Here is a 22,066-nt window from a genome sequence, read left to right on the forward strand (position 1 = left end):
GGCATAACATCTCCGTGGTTGGTTTCAATAAGAAGCGGTGGTCTAGCTCTCAGCAAATCGCTATACTCTCTGGTTCACAATTCTTATCTACTTGGGCACATCAAAGATTGTCTATTACTTATAATATAACAAATACTTGGTGTTTATACAATGACTCGATAGCTAGGCTATTTATTTTCAATCGAGGTTATTGAATAGTATGCTAAACTAGATTCAAAATAGTCGGAAGGGTGAGGATGACATGAAGAATGTTACACTAAATAACGGTCTACAAATGCCGCAGCTTGGGTTTGGGGTATGGAAGGTTCCCGATGAGATTGCAGCCGCTACAGTTGAACATGCACTAGAAGCGGGTTATCGTTCGATTGACACAGCTATGATTTATCGTAATGAAGTAGGTGTCGGGAAAGCGCTTGCAGAAACTAAAGTTCCAAGAGAAGAATTATTCATTACAACAAAATTATGGAATGCCGACCATGGCTACGAAAGTGCATTGCAAGCATTTGATGCAAGCCTCGAAAAGCTTGGCTTGGATTATGTAGATTTGTATATCATCCATTGGCCAACACCTTTACATGATAAGTATGTCGAAACATATAAGGCACTAGAAAAGCTCTATAAAGACGGGCGCGTAAAAGCAATCGGTGTCAGCAACTTCCAAATTGAACATTTGCAACGAATTTTGGACGAATGTGAAATCGTTCCGACTGTGAACCAAGTAGAACGCCATCCTTACTTACAACAAAAGGAACTTAAAGCATTTTGCGATAAGCATTCCATCAAGCTAGAAGCATATAGCCCTCTTATGAACGGGAAAGATGCATTACAAAACGAAGTCATTCAAGAAATTGCGGCTCAACATGACAAAACACCAGCACAAATCATTCTGCGTTGGCATTTACAAACAGGCGTCATTGCTATCCCTAAATCCGTAACGCCTTCAAGAATTAAAGAAAATCTCGATGTTTTCAATTTTGAGTTAACCGAAGAAAATATGGAGAAAATCGCTACATTAGATCAAAACCTTCGGGTAAATCGCCATCCTAATGAAGTGAATTAAAAAAAAGCGTAGGGCGCCTGCTCAGCACCGACAGGCATAAGACGGTTTGCGAGGATGGCGTACTTCAGCCACCACAGCAAAATGACTTTCAAGGTTGCCAACCTAAGGTCGCCACGTCCTGTGGCAACGGCTTCCTGCGAGCCTCCGAGGGGCTGGCGCCCAAAGACTAGACGTGAAAAACAGCCCTACAAGGAACATCTCCTTGTAGGGCTATTCAATCAGTCCTCTTCTAGTTCAACACGGTTTTTCTTGAACAGCTTAGACAATAGCTCGTAAACAATCGGAACGACAATCAACGTCAATAACGTCGAACTGATCAAACCACCGATTACGGTAATCCCAAGACCTTTGGAGATTAAACCGCCACCGCCGCCTGTTCCCATTGCTAATGGAATGAGCGCACCGATTGTAGCGATTGCCGTCATAAGAATTGGACGTAACCGCGTTACACCCGCCTCAAGAACTGCTTCACGCATTTTCAAACCTTCGCGTTCCATACGGATAATACGGTCTACAAGTACAATCGCATTCGTAACAACAATACCGATTAACATCAATAGACCCATCATGACCGATACAGAAATCGTTTCACCTGCGATTAATAAACCAACAAATGAACCAATGACTGCAAATGGTAACGAGAAGAGTATAGCGAATGGCGCGACCCCCTCACGGAATGTGACAACCAAGATGAAGTACACAATTGCGATAGCCGCAAGCATTGCTACAATCAGCTGTGTAAATGTCTCTGTCATATCCGCAGCTACACCCGCAACATCGATTGTAACACCTTTCGGTAACTCCAATTTCTCAATCGCTTTATCTATTTCAGATGTTGCTTTTGAAATGTCAGCATCCAGGATTGTTCCTGAAACCGTTGCATGGTATTCACCTTTACTACGAGCAAGCGCATTTAATGTTGTTCCTTCTTCAACTTCAACAAGCTCCGATAGTTTCATAGTCGTACCAAGCGCTGTCGGTACTTCCGTCGCTAATAAATCATCAATCGACTTTGGTTGCACAGCCTCTTCTTGCTGCACAATTACTTTCAAGGAATTACCATCTTTATCGATTGTCGTTAAGACATCTTGCGTGCGCATTGGATTTAACATCATGACAACTTGCCCCGTTGTTAACCCATACTGCAGCAGCTCATCTTGTTCTACCTTGAGTTTGTACTCAACATATGCATCCTTGGCAGTTGAAGAAACATCTTCAAGACGATTGTTTTCATTCATAACTTCTTCTACCATTTTCACAGCTTCGTTTAGTCTATCTAAATTCTCACTATAGAATGTATAGCTCACTTCATTAGTTGACATGCCCATTGAACTGAAGTTTTGGCTCTTCCATTCGCCCGTTTGGCCAATGTCGAATACATAGTCTTCAATTTCTGTGCGAACTTCCGGGAAGTTCTTCATGTCCGGGTCAAAGATGAGGAACATTAACGCACCGTTTGAGCCTCCACCCATCATAGCTGCCATTGGATCTCCAGCATCCGTAACGGATAACTGAACAATATCAATATCATCATGCTTTAACAGCTCTTGTTCCACTACTTCAATGTTTGCTAATGTGTCTTCCATTAGCTCGCCTGTTTCTGGCGTGTACGTTAAGTACATCACTTTCTCTTCTTCACTACCCATGAAGCTAAAGCCAATTAATGGCGTCAAAGCCACGCTTCCAGCTAATAACGCAATGGAAATAATTGAGGTAATGATTTTATGGTTAAGTGTCCAGGCAAGAATACCTTTGTACCATGTTGCTAATTTGCCTACCTCTTTGTGGTTGCTTTCTTTTTTCTCACTATAGAGCTTTTTCTTAAACAGGAAGTGAGAGAGTGCTGGCACAATTGTAATCGCAACAAGTAACGAAGCACCTAGCGCAAACGTCATCGTTAAAGCGAATGGCATGAACAGCTCACCGACCATACCACCAACAAAAATAAGTGGAGCGAATACCGCAACCGTTACTAATGTTGAGGACATGATAGGTTTAAACATTTCAATCGTCGCTTCACGCACAAGCGCTCGACCTGATAATTTCTCTGTTTTCAAATGCAGACGTCTATAAATATTTTCCACGACGACAATCGAGTCATCGATAACACGACCAATCGCAACCGTAATGGCACCAAGCGTCATAATATTTAACGTAATTCCCATCCAATTTAGTAGCAGTAAAGCCATGAAAATCGAAACTGGGATAGATACGATTGAAATAATCGTTGATTTAATATCACGTAGGAAGAGAAGGATTATTAAAATCGCAATTCCCCCACCAAACAACGCTTTTTCAATCATTGTTGAAACTGATGCTTCAATTGGCGCACCTTGGTCAAGTGATACATCAACAACAAGACCATCGATTACTTTCTCTTCATCTTTAATTAATTCCTTCACAGCATTTACAACATCCACTGTATTTGCTTGTTGCCCTTTAATAATTTGAATAGCGATAGCATTTTCACCATTTGTTCGTGAAACCGATTGTACTTTACCGACGACTTCAATTGTCGCGATATCGCCAAGCTTCACGAATGGTAATGGATTTGTTTCAGACGGTGTAGCAGGAATAAGCATCCCCTTTAATTCATCAGCCGTCATGAACTTGCCGTCTACCGCAACAGCCTGCTCGCCTTCTTCAAACTCATAAAGACCCAAAGAGACAGCTAGATCACTTGCTTGAATCATTTGCTTAACTGAATCTGGCGTGATACCAAGTTCAGCCATCTTATCTTCATCATACGTTAGTTGTACTTCTTCAATATGCTGACCTGTAATAGCAGCAGATGCTACTCCATTGATTTTCTCGATTTTCGGAAGTAAAATTTCCTCAACCGTGGATGTGAGTTCAACAATATCCTCTGTCGTACTACTGACGCTCAATGCTACAACTGGCATCATATTCATACTAATTGCTGTAATTGTTGGCTTTTGTGCTCCTTCAGGTAAAGACACTGCATCTAGTGCAGAGTCCAATGCACGTTTGGCCTCATCCATGTCTATACCATATTCATATTCCACTTGAATATTTGACATATTCGAATAGGAATTCGAATAAACGGATTTCACATGTTCAAGATTTTCCACTGCTTTCTCTAAAGGAATGGAGACATCATTCATAACTTGCTCAGGAGTGGCTCCTGGATACACATCCATAACCATTAAAAACGGAATCGAAATATCTGGAAGCGTCTCTGTTTTCATTTTAGTAGTTGAATAAATACCAGACACGATGACGATAATCGTTAGCAGCCAGACGGCTAATTTATTCTTCAAGACAAAATTGACTAAACCTTTCACTCTTACACCTTCCCTTATTTGACTAATCTCATTCAATTTCTTATACTAATGACTAACAAGTCAGATGTCAATGAATAAACCTAGGAGCGATAGTATAGAGATGATGAAAAAACAATTAATTATGGAAAAGGCTTTAGAGCTTTTTGCCGAAAAGGGCTTCGAATCAACTTCTATCCAACAAATAACTGAGCACTGCGGTATTTCCAAAGGAGCTTTCTATTTATCATTCAAGTCGAAGGACGAATTGATTTCGGCCTTGATTGACTATTTTATGATACAGTTCACCTCAGATATTGACTATATGGTCAGAAGCACAAAAGACGATGAAGACCTTTTATATAAATTTTATTACGCCATTTTCAATTCCTTTCATAAGCATGCGGATTTCGCCAAAATCTTCATGAAAGAACAAATGCGATCATTTAACGAAGATTTCATCATAAAAATGCGTTCCTATGATCGATCATTGGATAAAGTCATTTTAACGATGGTTGAACGATTATACGGTGATGAGATCGAACAGATAAAGCACGATGTCATTTACTGTGTGAAGGGCTTTATGAAAACATATTCAGAGTTATTTTTATTCTACGATTTGCCATTAGACTTAGATTTGCTAGCCAAGTCACTTGTAGAAAAGACAAATATACTTGCTAGACATATTACGACCCCATTTATTTCAACTGAGCTAGTCCAACTGCGTCAACTACCAACAAAGGAAGAACCAACGAAGGATCAGATCCTTGAAATCCTTGAACAAACTATGCAAGAAATTGAGGAGTCTATTGAAAAAGAATCTTTAATTCTTCTGAAGCAACAGTTACTTGAACCAACATTAAGTCCCGCTCTTGTAAAGGGATTGCTTGAAAATATTCGAACGCATCCCCATTGTAAATGGGTTTCTTATTTACTGCTGAATTATTTTGCAATCTAATAAAAAAGGTGTTTCAAAATCGATGATCGACTTTTGAAACACCCTTTTTAAGTTAACCAAAATACTCCACAGCTATCTGCACAATTAATAGCACTGTCACAACCCGAAGAATTGGTTTTACATGCTTCGCTTTCAGTTTTCGTGCAAGGCGAACACCGAGCTGTGCACCACTGATTGAGCCAAGCATGAGTGCAATGGTTAGCGGCCAAATAATTTTTCCTGTCGAGATGTAACTAATGGACGCCCCGAAACAACTTGAAAAAATCATAATACGTGACAACCCAACAGCTCTCAGATAAGAGATTTTCATTCTTGCATAGACATACAATGCTAAGGTTCCACTTCCAGGTCCAAAGACGCCGTCGTAAATCCCGATGCCATACAATGAAGCCGCACTTTTCTTCGTAACACGGAACGACTCACTGCCGTCAAAGTCTGCTTTGCCTAAAAACGAGGTAACAAATGCGAAAGTTAGTAGCACAATCGCAATGATAATCATCCATTCTTCCTTCAAATAGGAGGCAATCACTCCGCCTGTAATTCCCCCAGTTAAGCTAAGCGGGACAACCGTCAACGCTTCTTTGACAGTGACTTCTTTATTTTTATAAATAACAAAAAAACTTGAAAATGAGCTCACTGTATTGGCTACTTTATTGGCCCCAATTGCAGAGTGAACAGGCAATCCCATTAGCAGCATCGCCGGCAAACTAATCAATCCTCCTCCCCCTGCTAATGTACCAAGCGTTGTTGCAGCAAAGCCGATGAAATAAAGCATAATGTATTCCATAAGACATCCTTCTTTCGGTCAAACTCTCTATATGACTAGCATATTCATCTTTCATCCATAAGTAAATTCGATTGTATGAATGAGAGTCTATTCAGAAAATGAATGCCCTGAATTTTATGATGACAATTTAAATAAAGTTAGTAGGGAGCTTTACTAACTCGATAAGTCAAAGGTCCCAAAATGATCGATAACTATGCCCAATTGATCGATAACTTCATTGAATTGATTGTTAACCTTCGACAAATGATTGATAACAACTTCGAATTGATCGTTAACTTGCTGCAATTGATCGATAAGTTTCCACTAGCGCTTGTCCCGAGATAAAAAGCTAGGGCTGTCCAAAAAGTTAGTGAAAACTCACCTTTCGGACAGCCCCTTCTTATTTATATTCACGATAAAGCTGTTGCATGGTCACTGACGGTTGCAGATTCAGCTCTTGCTGCATCATTTCGACATACCGCTGATAATGGTGATGCAAGGCATGCTTGTCCCCCATTGCGCCGAGTATATGTACGAGCAACCGATTCGTCTCCTCGTCAAATGCATCACGTGCGATCATTCTTCTCGCAATTTGCAACGCTTCTGGATAACGCTCGCAAGCTAACAACCAATTTACAAGGTTATTCGCATAAGACGCGTACAACATATTTATACCTTCACGCTCCGGAGTTGCCCAGGCAAAAGATCGATTCTCTAATAACTCGCCTAGCATTTGCTTCTCCAGCTCTACAGCAACAGCTTCATTATCATGGTGAATGTTGGCAAGCAGCTCCACCCCCTGCTCAAATTGAATAAAATCTACATCTACGTGACTAAGCTCTAATCGATACTTTTCCTGCCCCGAAATCACAATTTCCTTGAACTCATGAATGCTTAATGCTTTTCGAAGCTGATACACCGCCGTATTCAGATAAGCTTCTGCATTTTTCAAGGGCATATCGGGAAATATATGCTCAATCACATGCATTTTCGCTACGCTTCCACCTCTATTTACGAGTAAATAGGCAAATAGCTCCTCGCTTTTTTTAGAAATCCATTTCACGACACCTTGCTGTGTACTGCTCGCCTCAAAGCAGCCCAACATTTGTACTTTTAGACGATTCGCCACCGGGCTATTACTGACAACCGAAGAACCTTGACGTTTGCTAACCGCCCGCTCAATTGTTTGAGCCAGTCTTTTTTTAGAAATGGGCTTCACCATATAATCTAATGGATAGACATCATATGCATGGATTGCGTAATCTACGTGTGAAGTTGTAAACACAATATCAAGTTCAATATGATTGAACCGCAATTTACGAGCGAGTTCTATCCCATCGTCACTCCCGATTTGAATATCAAAAAATGCAAGGTCTACATCATGATTACAGAGAAAGGTAAATGCCTCTTCCGCCTGCTGAAAACTGCCGACAAGCTCAACACCTTCTATACCAGACAGCATTCGTTTCATAGTCAACAACATAATAGGCTCATCATCTACGAGTAGAACTTTCATAGCTCAGCTCCCCCTCTCATCGTAAAATAGAACACACTCCCTTGCCCTACTGCACTTTCAGCCCATATACTCTCTCCACTTAACTGGACGAACTGCTTACTAACAAGCAAACCAAGCCCTGCCCCCTGCTCGCCCGAAGTTCCTACGGAAGAATGGAGTTGATTTTCAACAAATAGGCGCTCTACCTGCTCACTATCCATACCCATTCCGTTATCACGAACAGAGACTATGACCATTTTCCCGGATAGTTGAGCATGCATATGTATAGAACCGCCTATCTGCGTGAATTTAATCGCATTGGATAACAAATTCCTGACGACCAATAATACAACTTCTCGATCAGCATAGACGTGAGTCCCAATTGGAATATCATTATGTATATGTAAATGCTTAGCCTCACTATTGATTTGTAGCAACTGACAGCATTCCTCTACAGCCTCTGATAACTCTAGTAATCGCGGGCGAAGCACAACATCCTCTCGCTGACCGCGGAACCATTCGAGTAAATTAGTAGACATGCCAAGTGTATGACGTATCTGTTCACCCAGCTTCGCAATAATCTCCTGATGCTCAGCACCAAAGCTATCCAAATCCTCTTCTAGCAACTCCACCAATTGAAATTGCATTGCCAAAGGACTGCGGATATCATGTGAAACAATGGTGAAAAGTTGGTCCTTCAGCCTGTTCAGCTGCGCAATCTTCTCCAGTTGACACCGTTGCTCTGTTATATCAAAAACGAGCGACACACTGCCCTGCCTTTGTTTACCTTCCGTACCCAAAGGATAGACATTGACACGATAGACTTTTCTTTCGTCATTCGACCAGGTCTCAATCTCTACACTACCTTGCTCTACGGACTGCGATAAGTCACACCACTCCGGCCATTTCTCTAATAACGCTGTTACAGGTCTATCATAAAAATCAGCGTAACCTAGTTCAGCAAAGAAGTTAATCACTTTTTTATTGCCATCAACGACCTGCCCAGAATCATTGACAATGAGCATACCCTCTTGAAACGTATCGAATACAACATCCTTAGCAATCGGCACAATCGAAAAGAGTTTGTATCTAAAGGTAATTAACAGCATCAACATACCTGTCATACCACATAAAATCGATAATGGTCCCAACCACGGCGACCAGTGAGGCTGATAAAATCGAAGCACCTCCAGCACAAGTGGCAATGAGGCCAACAATAAAACCCACATGCCCGGTTTACGCAGGTCTTTCCGCATTGTTTTCATATATTTGAACATAAAATAAAGGCAGACAGCTAAACTACTGTAACAAAAAATATTAAAAACACTTGCATAGATTGTCCTCGTTGTTACCAATTGCCCATCATATAGTTCAACTGTGTTATAAACGATATGCAAATAAGGATCAAACCAGATTAGTAACGCCCAGGGGATGAAGAGCGAAAACAACGCCAGTTTCCATTTGCGCCTGATAACTTTTTGATGCCTGATTAATCCATAGACGAATAAAATAAAGAATGGAACCATTAAAGTAAGTCCAGTTTGCTGCATAGCACGAAAAATATACTTATACTGCAATAGTTCACTATTTTTCTCCAAGATGACGCTAATCGCATACACAATACGGCAGCCAACCAAGCCCATGAGGTAAATAAATCCCGGCTTTTCTCTAAAACGATATAAAGCAAAAAAAATGATGCTCATCATGATAATTGAAATCATCATCAAAATCAGCTCAACACTGAAAACCATGGAGGAACCTCCTTCTCGTCCTGTATATAAAACCGTTCAAATAGAAGTCTCTTTAAAATAAATACTACCATATGCAAATGAAAGAAAAATGAAAGAATACAAAAAACACCTACAAAGCCTTTTAAAACAACTTTGTAGGTGAGTTATATTGATCTACTGCACTTTCCTTATTGGACAGTGAAAATCATTTTAATCGGTTCTTTCAATTCTTTTCCGCTTATATCTTTCAATTTCCCCATGATATAAAGCTTGTAAGTTCCAGGGGCGTAGCCATTCACAGGGGCTTGGATAATAATGTCTGTACCTTCGCTCGTGAAAATGACCGGCATACTGTTCCCTTTTTCATCATATAGGAGTAGTGCGCCTCCTACCGTCGATTCATCAATTTCCGCCGAAAACTTGACAGTCCATGTTTTATCACTTGGGAATGTACCTTCCTTGACGATCACTTTATACGTTTCATCGATTTCAGGTTCATCTACTGCTTTGACAGTGAAAATCATTTTAATGGGTTCTTGCAATGCTTGTCCGCTTATATCTTTCAACTGACTTGTGACATAAAGCGTGTATACCCCTTGTGCATAGCCTCCTGCAGGTGGGTAGATGAATATAGTATTGCCATTGCTTGTGAAAGTGACGGGTACCTGATCGCCTTCTGCGTCAACAATATACAAAGCATCTTGTACAATTGAGGCATCCACTGCATTTGACAACTTGACCGTCCATACTTTTGCCGTCTCAAATGTACCTTCTGTCTTAATGATTTTATAAGGTTTACCCGTTCCTGGTTCAAGTTCTGGTGTTGGGTCAGGATTCGGATTTTTAGTAATTAGTAGCTTATTGCTGACTACTAAATTATTATCACTTGTCAGCGCATCCCTATGAATCATCAGCCCAAAGTCAAGATCCTCTTCTAATTTTGTACCGTCAAAGGCGAAAGTGATTTCAGCTTTCCATGGACTCAGGCGTTTTACTTCACTCACGGTTAATCCTTTCGGAGCATTTTGCAATCCAAAATACTCGGGTAGTAAGGAAGTTACAAAGTTCGTGTCTGAAACAGTGATGGTAATTTTACTACCATCTAGTTGTTCTTCGCTCAACGGTTGATCCACTTTCATATCCGCTTGGATATTGGGTGTAGGCGTTGGTGGCGGGTTATATATGACTACCCATTTTGCATATAAAGTTGTGTCTGCCACAATACTTGTCCCAAAATCCCACGGCGTCTTAAAGTCGGGTTCCTTATACCAACCATCAAACCTATGACCCGCTTTTTTTGGGGCTGTCGGCACCGTCGCTGTTTCACCGGACACAACTTCTTCACGACTCACTTCTACGCCATCGGACACGAAAAACAGTGTATGTTTCGTTACAGGTATCGTTGCAGCTTGAATCGTCACCGTGTATGTTTTCTCCCCCCCGTCCTCTGCTGTCACTACAATTGGGATTGTAGTAGATTGTCCTACCGTAAGCGTAATGGTATCCGATGTTGTTGCACTTCCGTTAACTGTAACAGTTGCATTAGAATCCGTCGGAATCGCCGTTACATCGAGAGAGGAAACGGTGTTATCCACACTCACGGTATAATCATCTTCGTTAAGGGTAAATGCTGGACTCAGCACACCTTCACTTACTGTTAAACTTTTTAACGTGGCGTCGTTGGAACCTGCACGTGTCACGGTAATCGTATAGGTCTTTGTGGTGACCCCATCTGCTGCTGTCACCACGACAGGAATAACATTACTTCCAACAGTTAAGTTTACATCCTGTGCCAATGTACTTATTAATGCCGAGGCCATTCCTGATATTTCCACCTTCGCAAGAGGATCATCAGCTGTAGCAATCACTGTGAGAGATGCAATATCATTGCCTACATTCAAAATAAATGTATCCTCCGTTGGTGAGAAAGACGGACTCAACGTTCCTGGGCTAACAGTTAACTCACTTAAATCAGCATTACTAGACAGTACGTCGAAAGCTACAAACCTTTCATAGGACACTTTCCCCGCCGAATCTTCTGCCATCACATTAACCGTATAGTTTCCTCCAGGAAATTTCGTCTCATCCAGCATCACAGAAAAGCTGTATGGCTCATACCCCCCTGTCGCGGCAGCAAATTTTTGAGAACCACTAGCAATCAGCTGATGTGCGTCATCCAAAATTTCATAATGAACGGTTACCTCTTGTCCAATACTTCCATCTCTCATTTCTCCAGTAACCGTTAATATACTACCTTGTTGATATGGCGTTGGCGACAAATCATCTACTCGCACAACAGGCGCAAAAACACGTAGATAAGGATATGAATGCCCCTCATTAATCCCCCATGTTTCCACAAAATCAAAGCCAACAAAGGAGGCTTGCTGTTTCATCTCACTCTCCGTCAAACCTACAGATGAATCCGTTCCTATTGCCGCAGCAGGTAAAGATGAATTAGCAGTTTTGTTCCAGTAAGAACTAACAGAACCGTAAGAAGTACCAGCAAATGCACCCATATTTGTTCCGCCGCTTACCTTACCTACGGCAAAATTATTGTGAACAGGCTTTTGCACTATCCCGAACAAGCCGCCTCCATACTGACTATTAACCTGTACATCACCAGTCGCATAACTATTACGGATTCCGCTGATGTTATAGCCGGCCCCTGTTAAACCACCAACTTGCCAATAACCCCTTACATTGCCAGTTGCATAGCTTTTTTCAATTAAAGTGTTATGATCTAGAAACCCAACCAAACCTCCGACATCCTGAACGTTCGTTGTTACATGAACAGTTGAATAACTGTTGCTAATTTGTGAGCCATCATCATAGAGTAAGCCGATTAAGCCTCCGACTCTTTTAGAGTTATTAGAGTTATGAGAAGGTACCGTTATTTCAAGGTTACCCGAGGTATAGTTATTGATAAATGTTCCACTCCCTCTGCCCACAAGACCACCGACATCGCTGACAGTACTGGCACTACTTTTAATATCAATTTTCTCCAAGCCTACGTTTTGAATAGTCGATTGACTTGTATAGCCAAATAAGCCTATATTGGCTGATGCTGTACTGTTAATAACTAGACCCGTAATCCGATAATGATTGCCATCAAATGTCCCTTCAAATGGCGTGCTAGATGTCCCAATCGGTTCCCATCCTGAATCCAACGAATAGTCAGATAAATCAATATCCGCTCCTTGGATATAATGTGCATCAAGGTTATTTCGTACACGATTCAAATCATCAGCCGTCAATACAACATACGGATCTCCAGACACTCCAGAACCACTAGTAAATGCTTGTACCGGTGAAGAAAATACACTTATCCAAAATCCTATAACAAGAAGTGCCGGTAAAACGAGTAACGTGATCTTTTTCATATTATTTCTCCCCTTCCATATTACGGTCATCAAAACACCTTTCTACTCACATGTTTACATTGAAGGCTACTTCAACATCGGTTTGTACAATCTCAAAAGTTCTGCCCAATATCACATAGGACTTGAATATACTCAACTCATCTTCTTTCACTTCTCCATTGACAGCACATCTGCACTCATGTGCGAAAAATTCCACCATAGTAAACTCGTTCCTTCAAATGATAGGCTACCATATACAAATGAAAGAAATCTGAAAGAAACCAATAAGTGCCAAACACCAACCGATAGAATTCTACAATCTGGCAAGGTAGCGAAGAGAGCCTTTCGTCCGGTTGGAGAAAGACTCCTCCCCAATAGATGGTGTACTCCCGAATATCACTCTTGTTATGCCGTTTTCACAAAATGCAAAATCACCTATCGTTGCCACATTTGCAGGTATTTCTAACTCCTTAAGCTTATTTCCATAAAATGCAGCATATCCAATCGAAATCACACTTAATGGAATTTTTATTGCTGTTAGCTCATTAAATGAAAATGCCGAGATTCCAATTGAAGTCAAATTCGATGATGCTCCGATTGCTACTTCTATTAGCCTGTTATTGCAAAATGCGGCTTTTCCAATTGATACCACGCTGGATGGGATTTTCACACTCGTTAACTTATTATTACAAAATGCTGAATCACCAATCGAAATCAAACCTGATGATACTTCCATCTTCATTTCCATTAATTCATTAGCTGCAAATGCTGAATCGCCAATGGACATTACGCTTGCTGGGATTTCCACTCTCGTTAATTCATTACCGTAAAAAGCCATATGCCCAATCGTTAGCACACCATCAGGAATGGTGACACTCGTTAACCCTCTATACCAAAACACTTCTGCACCAATCGCCGTCACAGCCATTCCACCTAACTTATCCGGAATGATCACAACCTTTGGTGCAGTATCCGAATAGCCCATAATGGTGACAGTATCATCCCCATTGTCAGACCAGGTATAATCACTTATCCACTTCGCATACAACGTGACTTCCCCTCCCCCATTGAAATCAATCCAATCAACACATTAAAAGGAATGCTAACATATGACAATGAAAGAAAAATGAAAGATACGGAATACACTGTGTATTACAACTACCTATAGTACTGACATTCGACAAAACGAACGGCACGATTAGTATTCCCACACAAGGATTAAGTGACTATGCACTCACAAACGTGGTATTAAATGACACGGATATATTTTTCCAGATCGATATTCAAGGGCAGCGTAAGATAACATCACAGGGACATTCACACAACAGGGACAATCCTTCCCCTTCGAATTAACAAAAGGCAATCCAGGTTTACCGTTAGCGCAAGAGTTGATGGATGGGATTGTTGGGTTTTTGAAGGGTTTACAACACGGTGATAATAGTTATAACACGTAAAATTATTGATGCTACTAGTTCTAAATTTATATAAAGATAGATTGAAGTCATCCTGTAAAAGGTTAGACCTCTCACTGTCCGACCTTTTTAACTACTATCCCACTTCAACCAATTATGCCACCTAATTTATCAATAAAACTCTTACAGTGTGAAAGCTTTACATTCCTAACCACTCAGTCATAACTATCCTCCGTCAGCCATATAGTTAGGCTATATTAGTTGATAGATAGAGGAGGATATCATGCAGACTAAGGAAATACGCTTGCGTCGAATCCAGCGCCTTGCCCACGAAATTATGGATGAGATGAATCGAGGCCATGAGCCGAGGCAGTCAGAAACACTACATCGCACGATAGATAATCTCGCACGGACAATTGGAGATTTAGCAGATCCATTCGGTCACTATTCACTCGATTATATAGAAAAAAAAGTAGGGAACGCCCATTATCTTTTATTTGAAAATGAAAAAAAGGTGAAATTGTATTCTTAATACGTGAAAAAAGCCGAACATTTTACTGTTCGGTTTTTTTCATACCTGCATTTACCTTTTCTCATTGACGACAAACAAGCCATTCAACAGATTTCCTTTTCTCAGTCTGCCCTGTTAGGATTAATGAGTATTAGTCTATTAGACAAGTTGGATAAAGTGAGGGAAAACAGATGTCATTTACAACAATTCTACTAATTTTATTTGTCTTATTGATCTATTCACTTTCATGCTTTTATATAGGCTACAACGGCTGGGTATGGTTGAAAACAACGCGATTTGTGGCCTACAAAAAAACCTATATCATGATTATAGTCTTGCTGAGTCTATCCTTTTTCATCGGACGATTTTGGTCATGGTTACCTATCCAATTCATTGGTGGATTTTGGCTCGTGCTGTTTGGTTATAGTTTACTAGTATTGCCTTTAATCAATCTTGCTGTCTACCTATTAAAAAAGAAATGGATTTTCCAAATCGGACTGGCAGTCATTACTTTTTTCGCTGTCGTGCTTATATATGGTTCGTACAACGCCTGGAGCCCTATCGTCACAACGTATGAGATAGCTATTGAAAAGCAAACAACAGAACAAGAGTTAAAACTTGCCGTCGTTTCCGATCTTCATCTCGGAGGAATTGTTGGTGAAAAGCATCTGAAACGTTTAGTTGCCGAGGTTGATGCACTACAGCCAGATATGATTTTAATTCCTGGTGATATTATTGATGATTATATTGCTCCGTACATAACTAAAAAAATGGGACATACATTAGGGAAACTTCATGCACCTCTAGGCATTTACGCGGTACCCGGTAATCATGATTACTATGGGAATGATGTCGATCAATTAGTTATCGAGATGGAGAAAATCGGCATTCAGGTGCTGGCAGACGAAACCACTCTCGTTGCCAATGATTTTTACATAGTCGGTCGAAAAGACCTTGCCGCAAACGGGAGAATAACGACGCATACATTAGTTGCCGATTTAGACCGAAGTAAACCACTTATTATGATGGACCATCAACCCGTGGAGCTTGATGAAGCAAAAGATAATGGTGTCGATTTACTACTATCGGGACATACGCATCGGGGTCAGCTATTCCCCGCTAATTTAATTACACGACTTATCTTTGAAAATCATTATGGTTATTTACAGAAGGGGCGGCTTCATTCCATCGTAACTTCCGGTTTTGGCACATGGGGACCGCCCCTTAGAATTGGCAGCCGCGCTGAAATTGTGGAAATTAATCTTACATTTCAGGAATGAAGTGCTGAATAAAATCAAATGCTGTAAGATGAGGATAAACAATACAATAGGGGTGATCATGTGAAGATCGGGATAATTGGCATTGGCGATATTGCAAAGAAGGCGTACTTGCCGGTTTTATCGCAAACAAAGGGGATTGAGCTTCATGTTTGCACTAGAAATAAAGATACATTGAAGGACATTGCTGAAACGTATTCGATTCAGCATCTCTACCAGGATTTCGACCAATGGCTGGCAAGCGGCATCGCGGCAGCATTCGTTCATTCTTCAACAGAATCCCATGAAAGCATCATTGATAAGCTACTCGATAACGGCATTCATGTCTATGTGGATAAACCCATCACCTATAACTTGGAATCATCGACACGTTTACTAAGGAAAGCCGAAAGTAAGGGCCTACTCTTAACGGTTGGCTTCAACCGAAGATATGCGCATCCTTATATGAAATTAAAGGAACTGGCTGACCCGAATATGATTGTCATGCAGAAAAACCGCGGGCATCATGCTGGTGAGGCGCGACAGTTTGTTTTTGACGATTTTATTCATGTGATTGACACGCTACTCTACCTATTTCCTTATCCAATCGACAATATTCGTATACGTGGGAAGCAGGAAAATGGCTTGCTCCATCATGTCGTTCTACAGCTGGAGGCCGCACAAGGCACAGCAATTGGCATTATGAATCGTGAAGCAGGTACATCTGAGGAAAAAGTAGAAGTTATGAACGCCCATGAAACGCGGAAAGTCATGAATGTCAATGAAGTGATTTCTCATATCGATAAAAATAGTCTCACTTATGGAAGCGATGATTGGCAGCCTACACTTGAAAAACGTGGATTTCATGGCGTCATTACTACTTTCTTAAAAGCTGCGAAAAGCGGACAATTTTCTACTGAATCCTATCAGCGGGATTTGGAAGCGCATTTAATTGCAGAGAAAGTAGTACAAACACTTTGCGATAAATGATAAATAATCCCACTCTTTTATTGCATATAAGAGAGCGGGATTTTTCTGTCTAATCCTACCGATGATAGCCCATTCCTGCGTTATAGTCCCACCATTTTGACACCAATTTTTCGGTTTGTGCAATTCTTTCTAGCTGGGATAGTGTTAATGCCGGAATTTCGTCTATCGTTTCTTGTCGTAGCTGATTGACCTCTATACTCACTTGAAAGATGGATTCTCCTGTTACATTAGATTGTTCTTTTATTTTCTCTGTATGCTCATACACAATGCCAATGCGATCCGTGATATCTTGCGTTGCAACAGATTGTTCCTCAGCAATGGCGGCAATTGTCCCTGTTGCATCTCCGACCTCATTGACCCTTGTAATAATTTGATCTAACGTAGTAATAGCCTCTTGTGTTTGTGATATTCTACCGTTCAATTGATTAGACATTTCCTCGACAATAGAGCCTACCTGGACAGATTCCTGTTGCATTTTCATAATAGCAGTTGAAATCTTATCAACGGATTCTTTTGTTTGCTCCGCCAAATTCCTCACTTCATTAGCTACGACTGCAAAGCCTTTTCCACTCTCACCAGCCCGTGCAGCTTCTATGGAAGCATTTAGTGCCAATAAATTGGTTTGATCGGCTACATTTTTAATGAAATCAATGACTTGGGAAATATCATGGACCTCTCCTACTAGTGCATCTATTTTATTTTTCGTTTCCACAAAATCCTTGCCCATTGCCAAAAAACCATTTAGTGAATGTTCAATGACCTCCTGTCCCATCTTCGCCTCATCAACCATTTGCTCCGTATTTTCGGACACATTAACCGCATGATCAGCAACCTCTCTGACAGATGCACTTAATTCCTGTGCAGACGCGCTGACATTTTCGGCCTCACTAGTCGTTAAATCGACATCATCCATCAGGTCCTGTACTTTATCTACCCCAATCACATACTCCATTACTTTGTTGATTTTTTCGACCATGCTATAATCATTCGCCTCTTGATATGCACCCAAAACAATTAAACTATCAAATGTAATAATACGATTTAGAGCTACGAGAATTTCTGATAACTCCTGCGGCGATTTGTAAAATTTCTGTATAATAAAAGGCAGTAAATATTCATACACCCGAATATAAGAACCGATATACCATTCATCATTGAGCTGTATTTTACTATGAATTTGGCCAATCAGTTTTCGATAATTGATATAATCCTCATCAAGAGTCGGCTTCGTTAGTTGCTGATAATACTTGCGAATCGCTGTGGTATAGCGTTCTTTCGTTGAATATTGAACAAAAATATTTTTGATTTCCGGGATATTCATAATCATGTCATAATGCCGATCTGCAATCGTTAAGGCGTGCTCCTCCATAATGCCATCTATTTTCTTCAAGCTTTCAATATCCTTTTTTGTTAGCTGCGTTAGTTTAAGTAGCTCTGGAATTTTTGGATTAGAACTCTTCACTTGTAAGTCACTTGCTTGGATTGGTTGTAAAGTAGAGACAGGATTATTCATCTTTTTCTGAAATATCATTCTCAATTCCTCCTATAAGGTATGCCTTTCTTCCACAATACTTTATTGAGAATGATAATCACTTGATGCGCGTCAAGTTTTCAATAAAAAGCACTACTGAATACCTATGCAACTTACCCAAATCAAGCGTGTAGATATACATAACTTTACTGGATATGCCGTATACCTAGGGGAACTAGACTACCTTTGGACGAGACTGAACTACCTTAGAAATCCAGCAAAAAAACGCCGCTTATAATTTCATAAACGGCGTCATTCCTATGTCAATCAAAACCCATATTCCGCATCTTTCTTCTCCCGAATCCCCACATAAGCCTCGACAAGCATTACAGTATCCTCTACTAAACGCTCCATGCGGAAGTGGACATCATCGTTAACGATTTCCTTGCGGTTGAAATCTTTTTCTTCTATAAAGACATACGTCTGTACAATATGCGCCTTCATATACGCTAAAATTGGCTTTAACTGCTGCTCCACCATCAAATAATGCTTTGCGCTACCTGCCGTGGCAAGCACACTTACCACTTTGTCGCGGAATGCATTGACTGGCAATAAATCAAAAACATTTTTGAGCGTAGCCGGAATAGAGGCTTGGAACGTCGGTGTACCAATGATAATCGCGTCGGCTGCCATCAACGTTTCCGTCACATATTTCGTGTCACCCTCGTAGTCGAAATAATTGCGTCCATCACTAAAGACCACATCAAAGTCGGCTAGATCCACTAAAGTAATCCCTGCATCAGGGTACTTTTTTTGCGCTATTTCGAGCGTGTAATTCATCGCTGTTCTTGTTTTAGACCCTACTTTAGAACCTGATAATAATACAATTTTCATCATGGCCCTCCTTATTTTCCAATTGTATATTTCTTAATAGCTGGCATTATTTCTGTTGCAATTAGCTCAATATTTTTCATGATTTTATCAAACGGTACTCCGCCAAAGTCAATTTGCGCCATAAAACGTTGTTGACCGTAGAGCTCATACTGATAAAGCATTTTCTCAATAATTTGCTGCGGGCTACCGACCATTAACGCATCACGCGTATCTGTCGATTGTGCGAATTGCTGCTTCGGATAACCTCCACCTCGTAACGCCATCATCCCTGTATCAATATGCGGGTAATATTCACGCAGTGCATCCTGGGAATTTTCTGCGGTGTAAAATAGACTTGTCGTCGCAATTGGTAAAGCCGCCGGATCAAAACCACTACGCTGCGCCGCCTCACGATAAGCATCCACCGCCACCTTAAAGTTAGCCGCCGGACCACCAAGTGTTGTCAGCATCATCGGAATTCCAGCATATCCTGCCTTAATGGCACTAGCAGGTGGTCCGCCGACCGCACGCCAAATCGGTAGATGGTCGTTTTGTGGCTGTGGTAAAATCTGCGCATTATTCAAAGGAGCACGAAACTGCCCTTGCCACGTCACCGATTCCTCATCATTAATTTTCATCAGCAGCTCTAATTTCTCTTCAAATAACTCTTCATAATCGTGGACATCATACCCCAGCAAGCTATAAGCCCCGATCCGCGAACCACGCCCTGCTACAATTTCAGCCCGACCTTTCGAAATTAAATCCAGCGTTGCAAAATCTTCATAGACACGCACAGGATCATTTACGCTTAACACAGTAGCAGAACTGGCGATTTTAATATTTGTTGTCGCCTGCGCAATCGCACTTAGAATAACCGTATGTGCTTGTGTTGTAAAATGCGTTTGATGACTTTCACCTACCGCAAAAACATCCAATCCTGCTTCGTCAGCCAGTTTACTTGCCTCTATTAATTCCTGAATACGTTGCTCAGCACTAATCTTACTGCCTGTAAAAGGGTTTAGTAAGTGATCTCCAATCGAATATAAACCAAATTCCATTCCTTTAGTTGTATCAATACGGTATTTTTCCATACTAGTTCGCTCCCTTTTCTCATTCATTTTCTATTCCACACGAATTTTTCTCGTGCCAGTCATAATACGACTCATGGCGAGCATAACCTGACCCATGGCGGTCATAAATAGAATGCTAGCAGATATTTCTCTCTTTTGATCAAGAAGTTAGTCAATCGGCTGTAATTTCGCTTCAATCTCTGCACGTCTACCTTCTAAAAACGGCGGTAAATCTAATTTTGTCCCTAACGCTTCAATAGTGGAATCCTTTGTAAAACCAGGTCCATCTGTCGCGATTTCAAAGAGAATGCCATTCGCATCGCGGAAGTACAAGCTTTGGAAATAAAAGCGGTCAATCACCCCTGTTGAATCAAAGCCTCGCTCTTTCACTACGCCGTCCCAATAACGCAATTCTTCCTCATCTCTCACACGCATTGCTAAGTGATGAATGCTGCCTCGTCCCGGCTTTTCACTCGGTCCCTCTAACTGCTTCAAAACGATTTCACCAAATGCTTGCCCCTCAACAGATTGATAGATAGCTTCTTCTTCAGAATAGGCCACTTCTGCATAGCCAAAGAGGTCTCGTAATGTTTTAGCTGTTCGTTCAAAATGACGCACAGTAATTTCTATCGGCCCCATCCCTAAAATGCGATGTGCTTGCTCAACACTCGAACCTTCCCAAGCTGACCAAAATTCCGGAATACCCTCACCGTTATTATTCAATAAAATTAGGCGTAAGCCCTCTGAATCCTCAAATGGTAATGCCGCCCGACCTGCATACGTTGTAATCTCTCCATGCATCACATCTAATTGCTCAAAGCGCTGTTTCCAATACGTTAAACTTTCGAGTGATGGCACAAGTAAGCCGATTTGGGTAATGGCATTTGTACCACGAACCGTTCTTCCCGCATTTGTCATTTCAAAAAAAGATAACTCTGTTCCCGGGCTTCCGGTTAAATCTCCATAAAACAAGTGATACATCGACGGACTATCCTGGTTAACCGTTTTTTTCACACGGCGCAAGCCTAATATCTCTCTATAAAAGTAGTTATTCGTCCCAGCATTTTTTGTAATCATTGAAATGTGGTGATGTCCTGGTATTTTGTACATGTTTATTCCTCCCTAGGTTTTAGTTGATTAGTCAAGTGATAGTGTAAAAAAATCACTCTGGCGGCAATTCTTTTTTCTGACTATTTTTGTGAATGCGTGTCATGAGTGTGTATAGCGTTTTCTCTTCTTCTTTCGTTAATACCTCTTCAAAAAATGATGTTTGAAATGCTAGTTGAGCTGGCATAGCCTCATCTAAAATATTCTCAGCCTTGTTAGTGAGACTAATCATTTTTGTTTTCCAATCCTGCTTACGGACAATATAGCCTTCTTTTTCAAGACGAGCAAGCATGCGGGAAATGCCACCTTGCGTCACGATCACTTTGTCAGCTAATTCACTTTGTGTAATGGGCTGGTATGTTTGAATTTGTACAAGTACGTCGAATTGGGCAGTTGTTAAATCAAACCGCTTTAAAAAGTCGTTTGACAGTTGGTTACTTTGGTTCGTAAAACGCATTAAGCGTAACCAAATGAGCGAGCCAATCGTATGATTCTGCATCTTATTTCGCCTCCTTGTTGCTAACCTTACTATCACTTTACCACGCAAGTGATATAGTATCAAGGAAATTGTTTGAGCATCATTAAAAATCGAACTATCATTTTCTACATCTCACTCCTTCAAAAAATCAATTTAGTTAACAAATCAACTTGTTAACTAAACAACGGGTTATACAGTCATTACTATTGACGAGATAGATTGAAATCTTTAATTTCATATACGAACCCA

At 40.8% G+C, this 22,066-nt stretch carries 17 protein-coding genes; 6 read left to right on the forward strand and 11 right to left on the reverse strand.

Features of this window, described 5'->3' with window-relative positions:
* Nucleotides 1-241 precede the first annotated feature (241 nt).
* Nucleotides 242-1,060: an aldo/keto reductase gene (locus N1I80_RS19900; RefSeq protein WP_340739568.1), complete on the forward strand. Its 819-nt coding sequence runs from the start codon at nucleotides 242-244 to the stop codon at nucleotides 1,058-1,060.
* Nucleotides 1,061-1,278: 218 nt separating this feature from the next.
* Here N1I80_RS19900 and N1I80_RS19905 read toward each other — a convergent pair whose 3' ends face one another.
* The gene (locus tag N1I80_RS19905) at nucleotides 1,279-4,365 is read right to left on the reverse strand and encodes an efflux RND transporter permease subunit (RefSeq protein WP_340739569.1); all 3,087 of its coding nucleotides are present in this window, start codon (nucleotides 4,363-4,365) and stop codon (nucleotides 1,279-1,281) included.
* 100 nt (nucleotides 4,366-4,465) lie between these two features.
* Here N1I80_RS19905 and N1I80_RS19910 point away from each other — a divergent pair, with 100 nt between their 5' ends.
* Entirely contained in the window at nucleotides 4,466-5,299 is an 834-nt protein-coding gene (locus N1I80_RS19910; protein WP_340739570.1) for a TetR/AcrR family transcriptional regulator, read from the forward strand.
* Between the two features lie 52 nt (nucleotides 5,300-5,351).
* Here the strand turns inward: N1I80_RS19910 and N1I80_RS19915 are convergent, their stop codons facing one another.
* Nucleotides 5,352-6,086: a sulfite exporter TauE/SafE family protein gene (locus tag N1I80_RS19915; protein WP_340739571.1), complete on the reverse strand. Its 735-nt coding sequence runs from the start codon at nucleotides 6,084-6,086 to the stop codon at nucleotides 5,352-5,354.
* Nucleotides 6,087-6,266: 180 nt separating this feature from the next.
* Here N1I80_RS19915 and N1I80_RS19920 point away from each other — a divergent pair, with 180 nt between their 5' ends.
* Complete coding sequence (locus N1I80_RS19920) at nucleotides 6,267-6,410, forward strand: hypothetical protein (RefSeq protein WP_340739572.1); 144 nt, start codon at nucleotides 6,267-6,269, stop codon at nucleotides 6,408-6,410.
* Between the two features lie 55 nt (nucleotides 6,411-6,465).
* On the opposite strand, the gene N1I80_RS19925 is transcribed toward N1I80_RS19920, so the two are convergent.
* The 4 genes from N1I80_RS19925 to N1I80_RS19940 form a co-directional block, all read right to left on the reverse strand.
* Entirely contained in the window at nucleotides 6,466-7,581 is a 1,116-nt protein-coding gene (locus N1I80_RS19925; protein WP_340739573.1) for a response regulator, read from the reverse strand.
* Entirely contained in the window at nucleotides 7,578-9,311 is a 1,734-nt protein-coding gene (locus tag N1I80_RS19930; protein WP_340739574.1) for a sensor histidine kinase, read from the reverse strand. The genes N1I80_RS19925 and N1I80_RS19930 overlap by 4 nt, the downstream gene beginning before the upstream one ends.
* Nucleotides 9,312-9,478: 167 nt before the next feature.
* Nucleotides 9,479-12,670 (reverse strand): cadherin-like beta sandwich domain-containing protein, encoded by a 3,192-nt coding sequence (locus N1I80_RS19935; protein ID WP_340739575.1) that lies wholly within the window; start codon nucleotides 12,668-12,670, stop codon nucleotides 9,479-9,481.
* A 292-nt stretch (nucleotides 12,671-12,962) separates the two neighbouring features.
* The gene (locus N1I80_RS19940; RefSeq protein ID WP_340739576.1) at nucleotides 12,963-13,697 is read right to left on the reverse strand and encodes a leucine-rich repeat domain-containing protein; all 735 of its coding nucleotides are present in this window, start codon (nucleotides 13,695-13,697) and stop codon (nucleotides 12,963-12,965) included.
* Between the two features lie 647 nt (nucleotides 13,698-14,344).
* Here N1I80_RS19940 and N1I80_RS19945 point away from each other — a divergent pair.
* The 3 genes from N1I80_RS19945 to N1I80_RS19955 all read left to right on the forward strand — a co-directional run bounded on the left by N1I80_RS19945 (nucleotide 14,345) and on the right by N1I80_RS19955 (nucleotide 16,818).
* The gene (locus tag N1I80_RS19945; protein WP_340739577.1) at nucleotides 14,345-14,593 is read left to right on the forward strand and encodes a hypothetical protein; all 249 of its coding nucleotides are present in this window, start codon (nucleotides 14,345-14,347) and stop codon (nucleotides 14,591-14,593) included.
* A 170-nt stretch (nucleotides 14,594-14,763) separates the two neighbouring features.
* Nucleotides 14,764-15,852, forward strand: coding sequence for a metallophosphoesterase (locus tag N1I80_RS19950; protein WP_340739578.1), 1,089 nt, complete (start codon nucleotides 14,764-14,766; stop codon nucleotides 15,850-15,852).
* Nucleotides 15,853-15,912: 60 nt separating this feature from the next.
* Nucleotides 15,913-16,818: a Gfo/Idh/MocA family protein gene (locus N1I80_RS19955; protein ID WP_340739579.1), complete on the forward strand. Its 906-nt coding sequence runs from the start codon at nucleotides 15,913-15,915 to the stop codon at nucleotides 16,816-16,818.
* A gap of 55 nt (nucleotides 16,819-16,873) precedes the next feature.
* Here the strand turns inward: N1I80_RS19955 and N1I80_RS19960 are convergent, their stop codons facing one another.
* From N1I80_RS19960 to N1I80_RS19980, 5 genes are all read right to left on the reverse strand, one after another.
* Nucleotides 16,874-18,349: a globin-coupled sensor protein gene (locus N1I80_RS19960; RefSeq protein WP_340739580.1), complete on the reverse strand. Its 1,476-nt coding sequence runs from the start codon at nucleotides 18,347-18,349 to the stop codon at nucleotides 16,874-16,876.
* Nucleotides 18,350-18,616: 267 nt separating this feature from the next.
* Complete coding sequence (locus N1I80_RS19965) at nucleotides 18,617-19,183, reverse strand: NADPH-dependent FMN reductase (RefSeq protein ID WP_340739581.1); 567 nt, start codon at nucleotides 19,181-19,183, stop codon at nucleotides 18,617-18,619.
* A gap of 11 nt (nucleotides 19,184-19,194) precedes the next feature.
* Complete coding sequence (locus N1I80_RS19970) at nucleotides 19,195-20,253, reverse strand: LLM class flavin-dependent oxidoreductase (protein ID WP_340739582.1); 1,059 nt, start codon at nucleotides 20,251-20,253, stop codon at nucleotides 19,195-19,197.
* Between the two features lie 147 nt (nucleotides 20,254-20,400).
* Nucleotides 20,401-21,342: a ring-cleaving dioxygenase gene (locus N1I80_RS19975; protein ID WP_340739583.1), complete on the reverse strand. Its 942-nt coding sequence runs from the start codon at nucleotides 21,340-21,342 to the stop codon at nucleotides 20,401-20,403.
* A gap of 52 nt (nucleotides 21,343-21,394) precedes the next feature.
* Nucleotides 21,395-21,838 (reverse strand): MarR family winged helix-turn-helix transcriptional regulator, encoded by a 444-nt coding sequence (locus N1I80_RS19980; RefSeq protein WP_340739584.1) that lies wholly within the window; start codon nucleotides 21,836-21,838, stop codon nucleotides 21,395-21,397.
* Nucleotides 21,839-22,066 lie beyond the last annotated feature (228 nt).

This window comes from Sporosarcina sp. FSL K6-3457 (assembly GCF_038007285.1).
Lineage (GTDB): Bacteria > Bacillota > Bacilli > Bacillales_A > Planococcaceae > Sporosarcina.

Excerpts from the sequence above, each read along its gene's own strand:
- N1I80_RS19935 (WP_340739575.1), bottom strand. The coding sequence starts at position 12,670 with ATGAAAAAGATCACGTTACTCGTTTTACCGGCACTTCTTGTTATAGGA.
- N1I80_RS19930 (WP_340739574.1), bottom strand. The coding sequence starts at position 9,311 with ATGGTTTTCAGTGTTGAGCTGATTTTGATGATGATTTCAATTATCATG.
- N1I80_RS19920 (WP_340739572.1), top strand. The coding sequence starts at position 6,267 with ATGATCGATAACTATGCCCAATTGATCGATAACTTCATTGAATTGATT.
- N1I80_RS19900 (WP_340739568.1), top strand. The coding sequence starts at position 242 with ATGAAGAATGTTACACTAAATAACGGTCTACAAATGCCGCAGCTTGGG.
- N1I80_RS19965 (WP_340739581.1), bottom strand. The coding sequence starts at position 19,183 with ATGAAAATTGTATTATTATCAGGTTCTAAAGTAGGGTCTAAAACAAGA.
- N1I80_RS19975 (WP_340739583.1), bottom strand. The coding sequence starts at position 21,342 with ATGTACAAAATACCAGGACATCACCACATTTCAATGATTACAAAAAAT.
- N1I80_RS19950 (WP_340739578.1), top strand. The coding sequence starts at position 14,764 with ATGTCATTTACAACAATTCTACTAATTTTATTTGTCTTATTGATCTAT.
- N1I80_RS19925 (WP_340739573.1), bottom strand. The coding sequence starts at position 7,581 with ATGAAAGTTCTACTCGTAGATGATGAGCCTATTATGTTGTTGACTATG.
- N1I80_RS19970 (WP_340739582.1), bottom strand. The coding sequence starts at position 20,253 with ATGGAAAAATACCGTATTGATACAACTAAAGGAATGGAATTTGGTTTA.
- N1I80_RS19910 (WP_340739570.1), top strand. The coding sequence starts at position 4,466 with ATGATGAAAAAACAATTAATTATGGAAAAGGCTTTAGAGCTTTTTGCC.
- N1I80_RS19960 (WP_340739580.1), bottom strand. The coding sequence starts at position 18,349 with ATGATATTTCAGAAAAAGATGAATAATCCTGTCTCTACTTTACAACCA.
- N1I80_RS19980 (WP_340739584.1), bottom strand. The coding sequence starts at position 21,838 with ATGCAGAATCATACGATTGGCTCGCTCATTTGGTTACGCTTAATGCGT.
- N1I80_RS19915 (WP_340739571.1), bottom strand. The coding sequence starts at position 6,086 with ATGGAATACATTATGCTTTATTTCATCGGCTTTGCTGCAACAACGCTT.
- N1I80_RS19945 (WP_340739577.1), top strand. The coding sequence starts at position 14,345 with ATGCAGACTAAGGAAATACGCTTGCGTCGAATCCAGCGCCTTGCCCAC.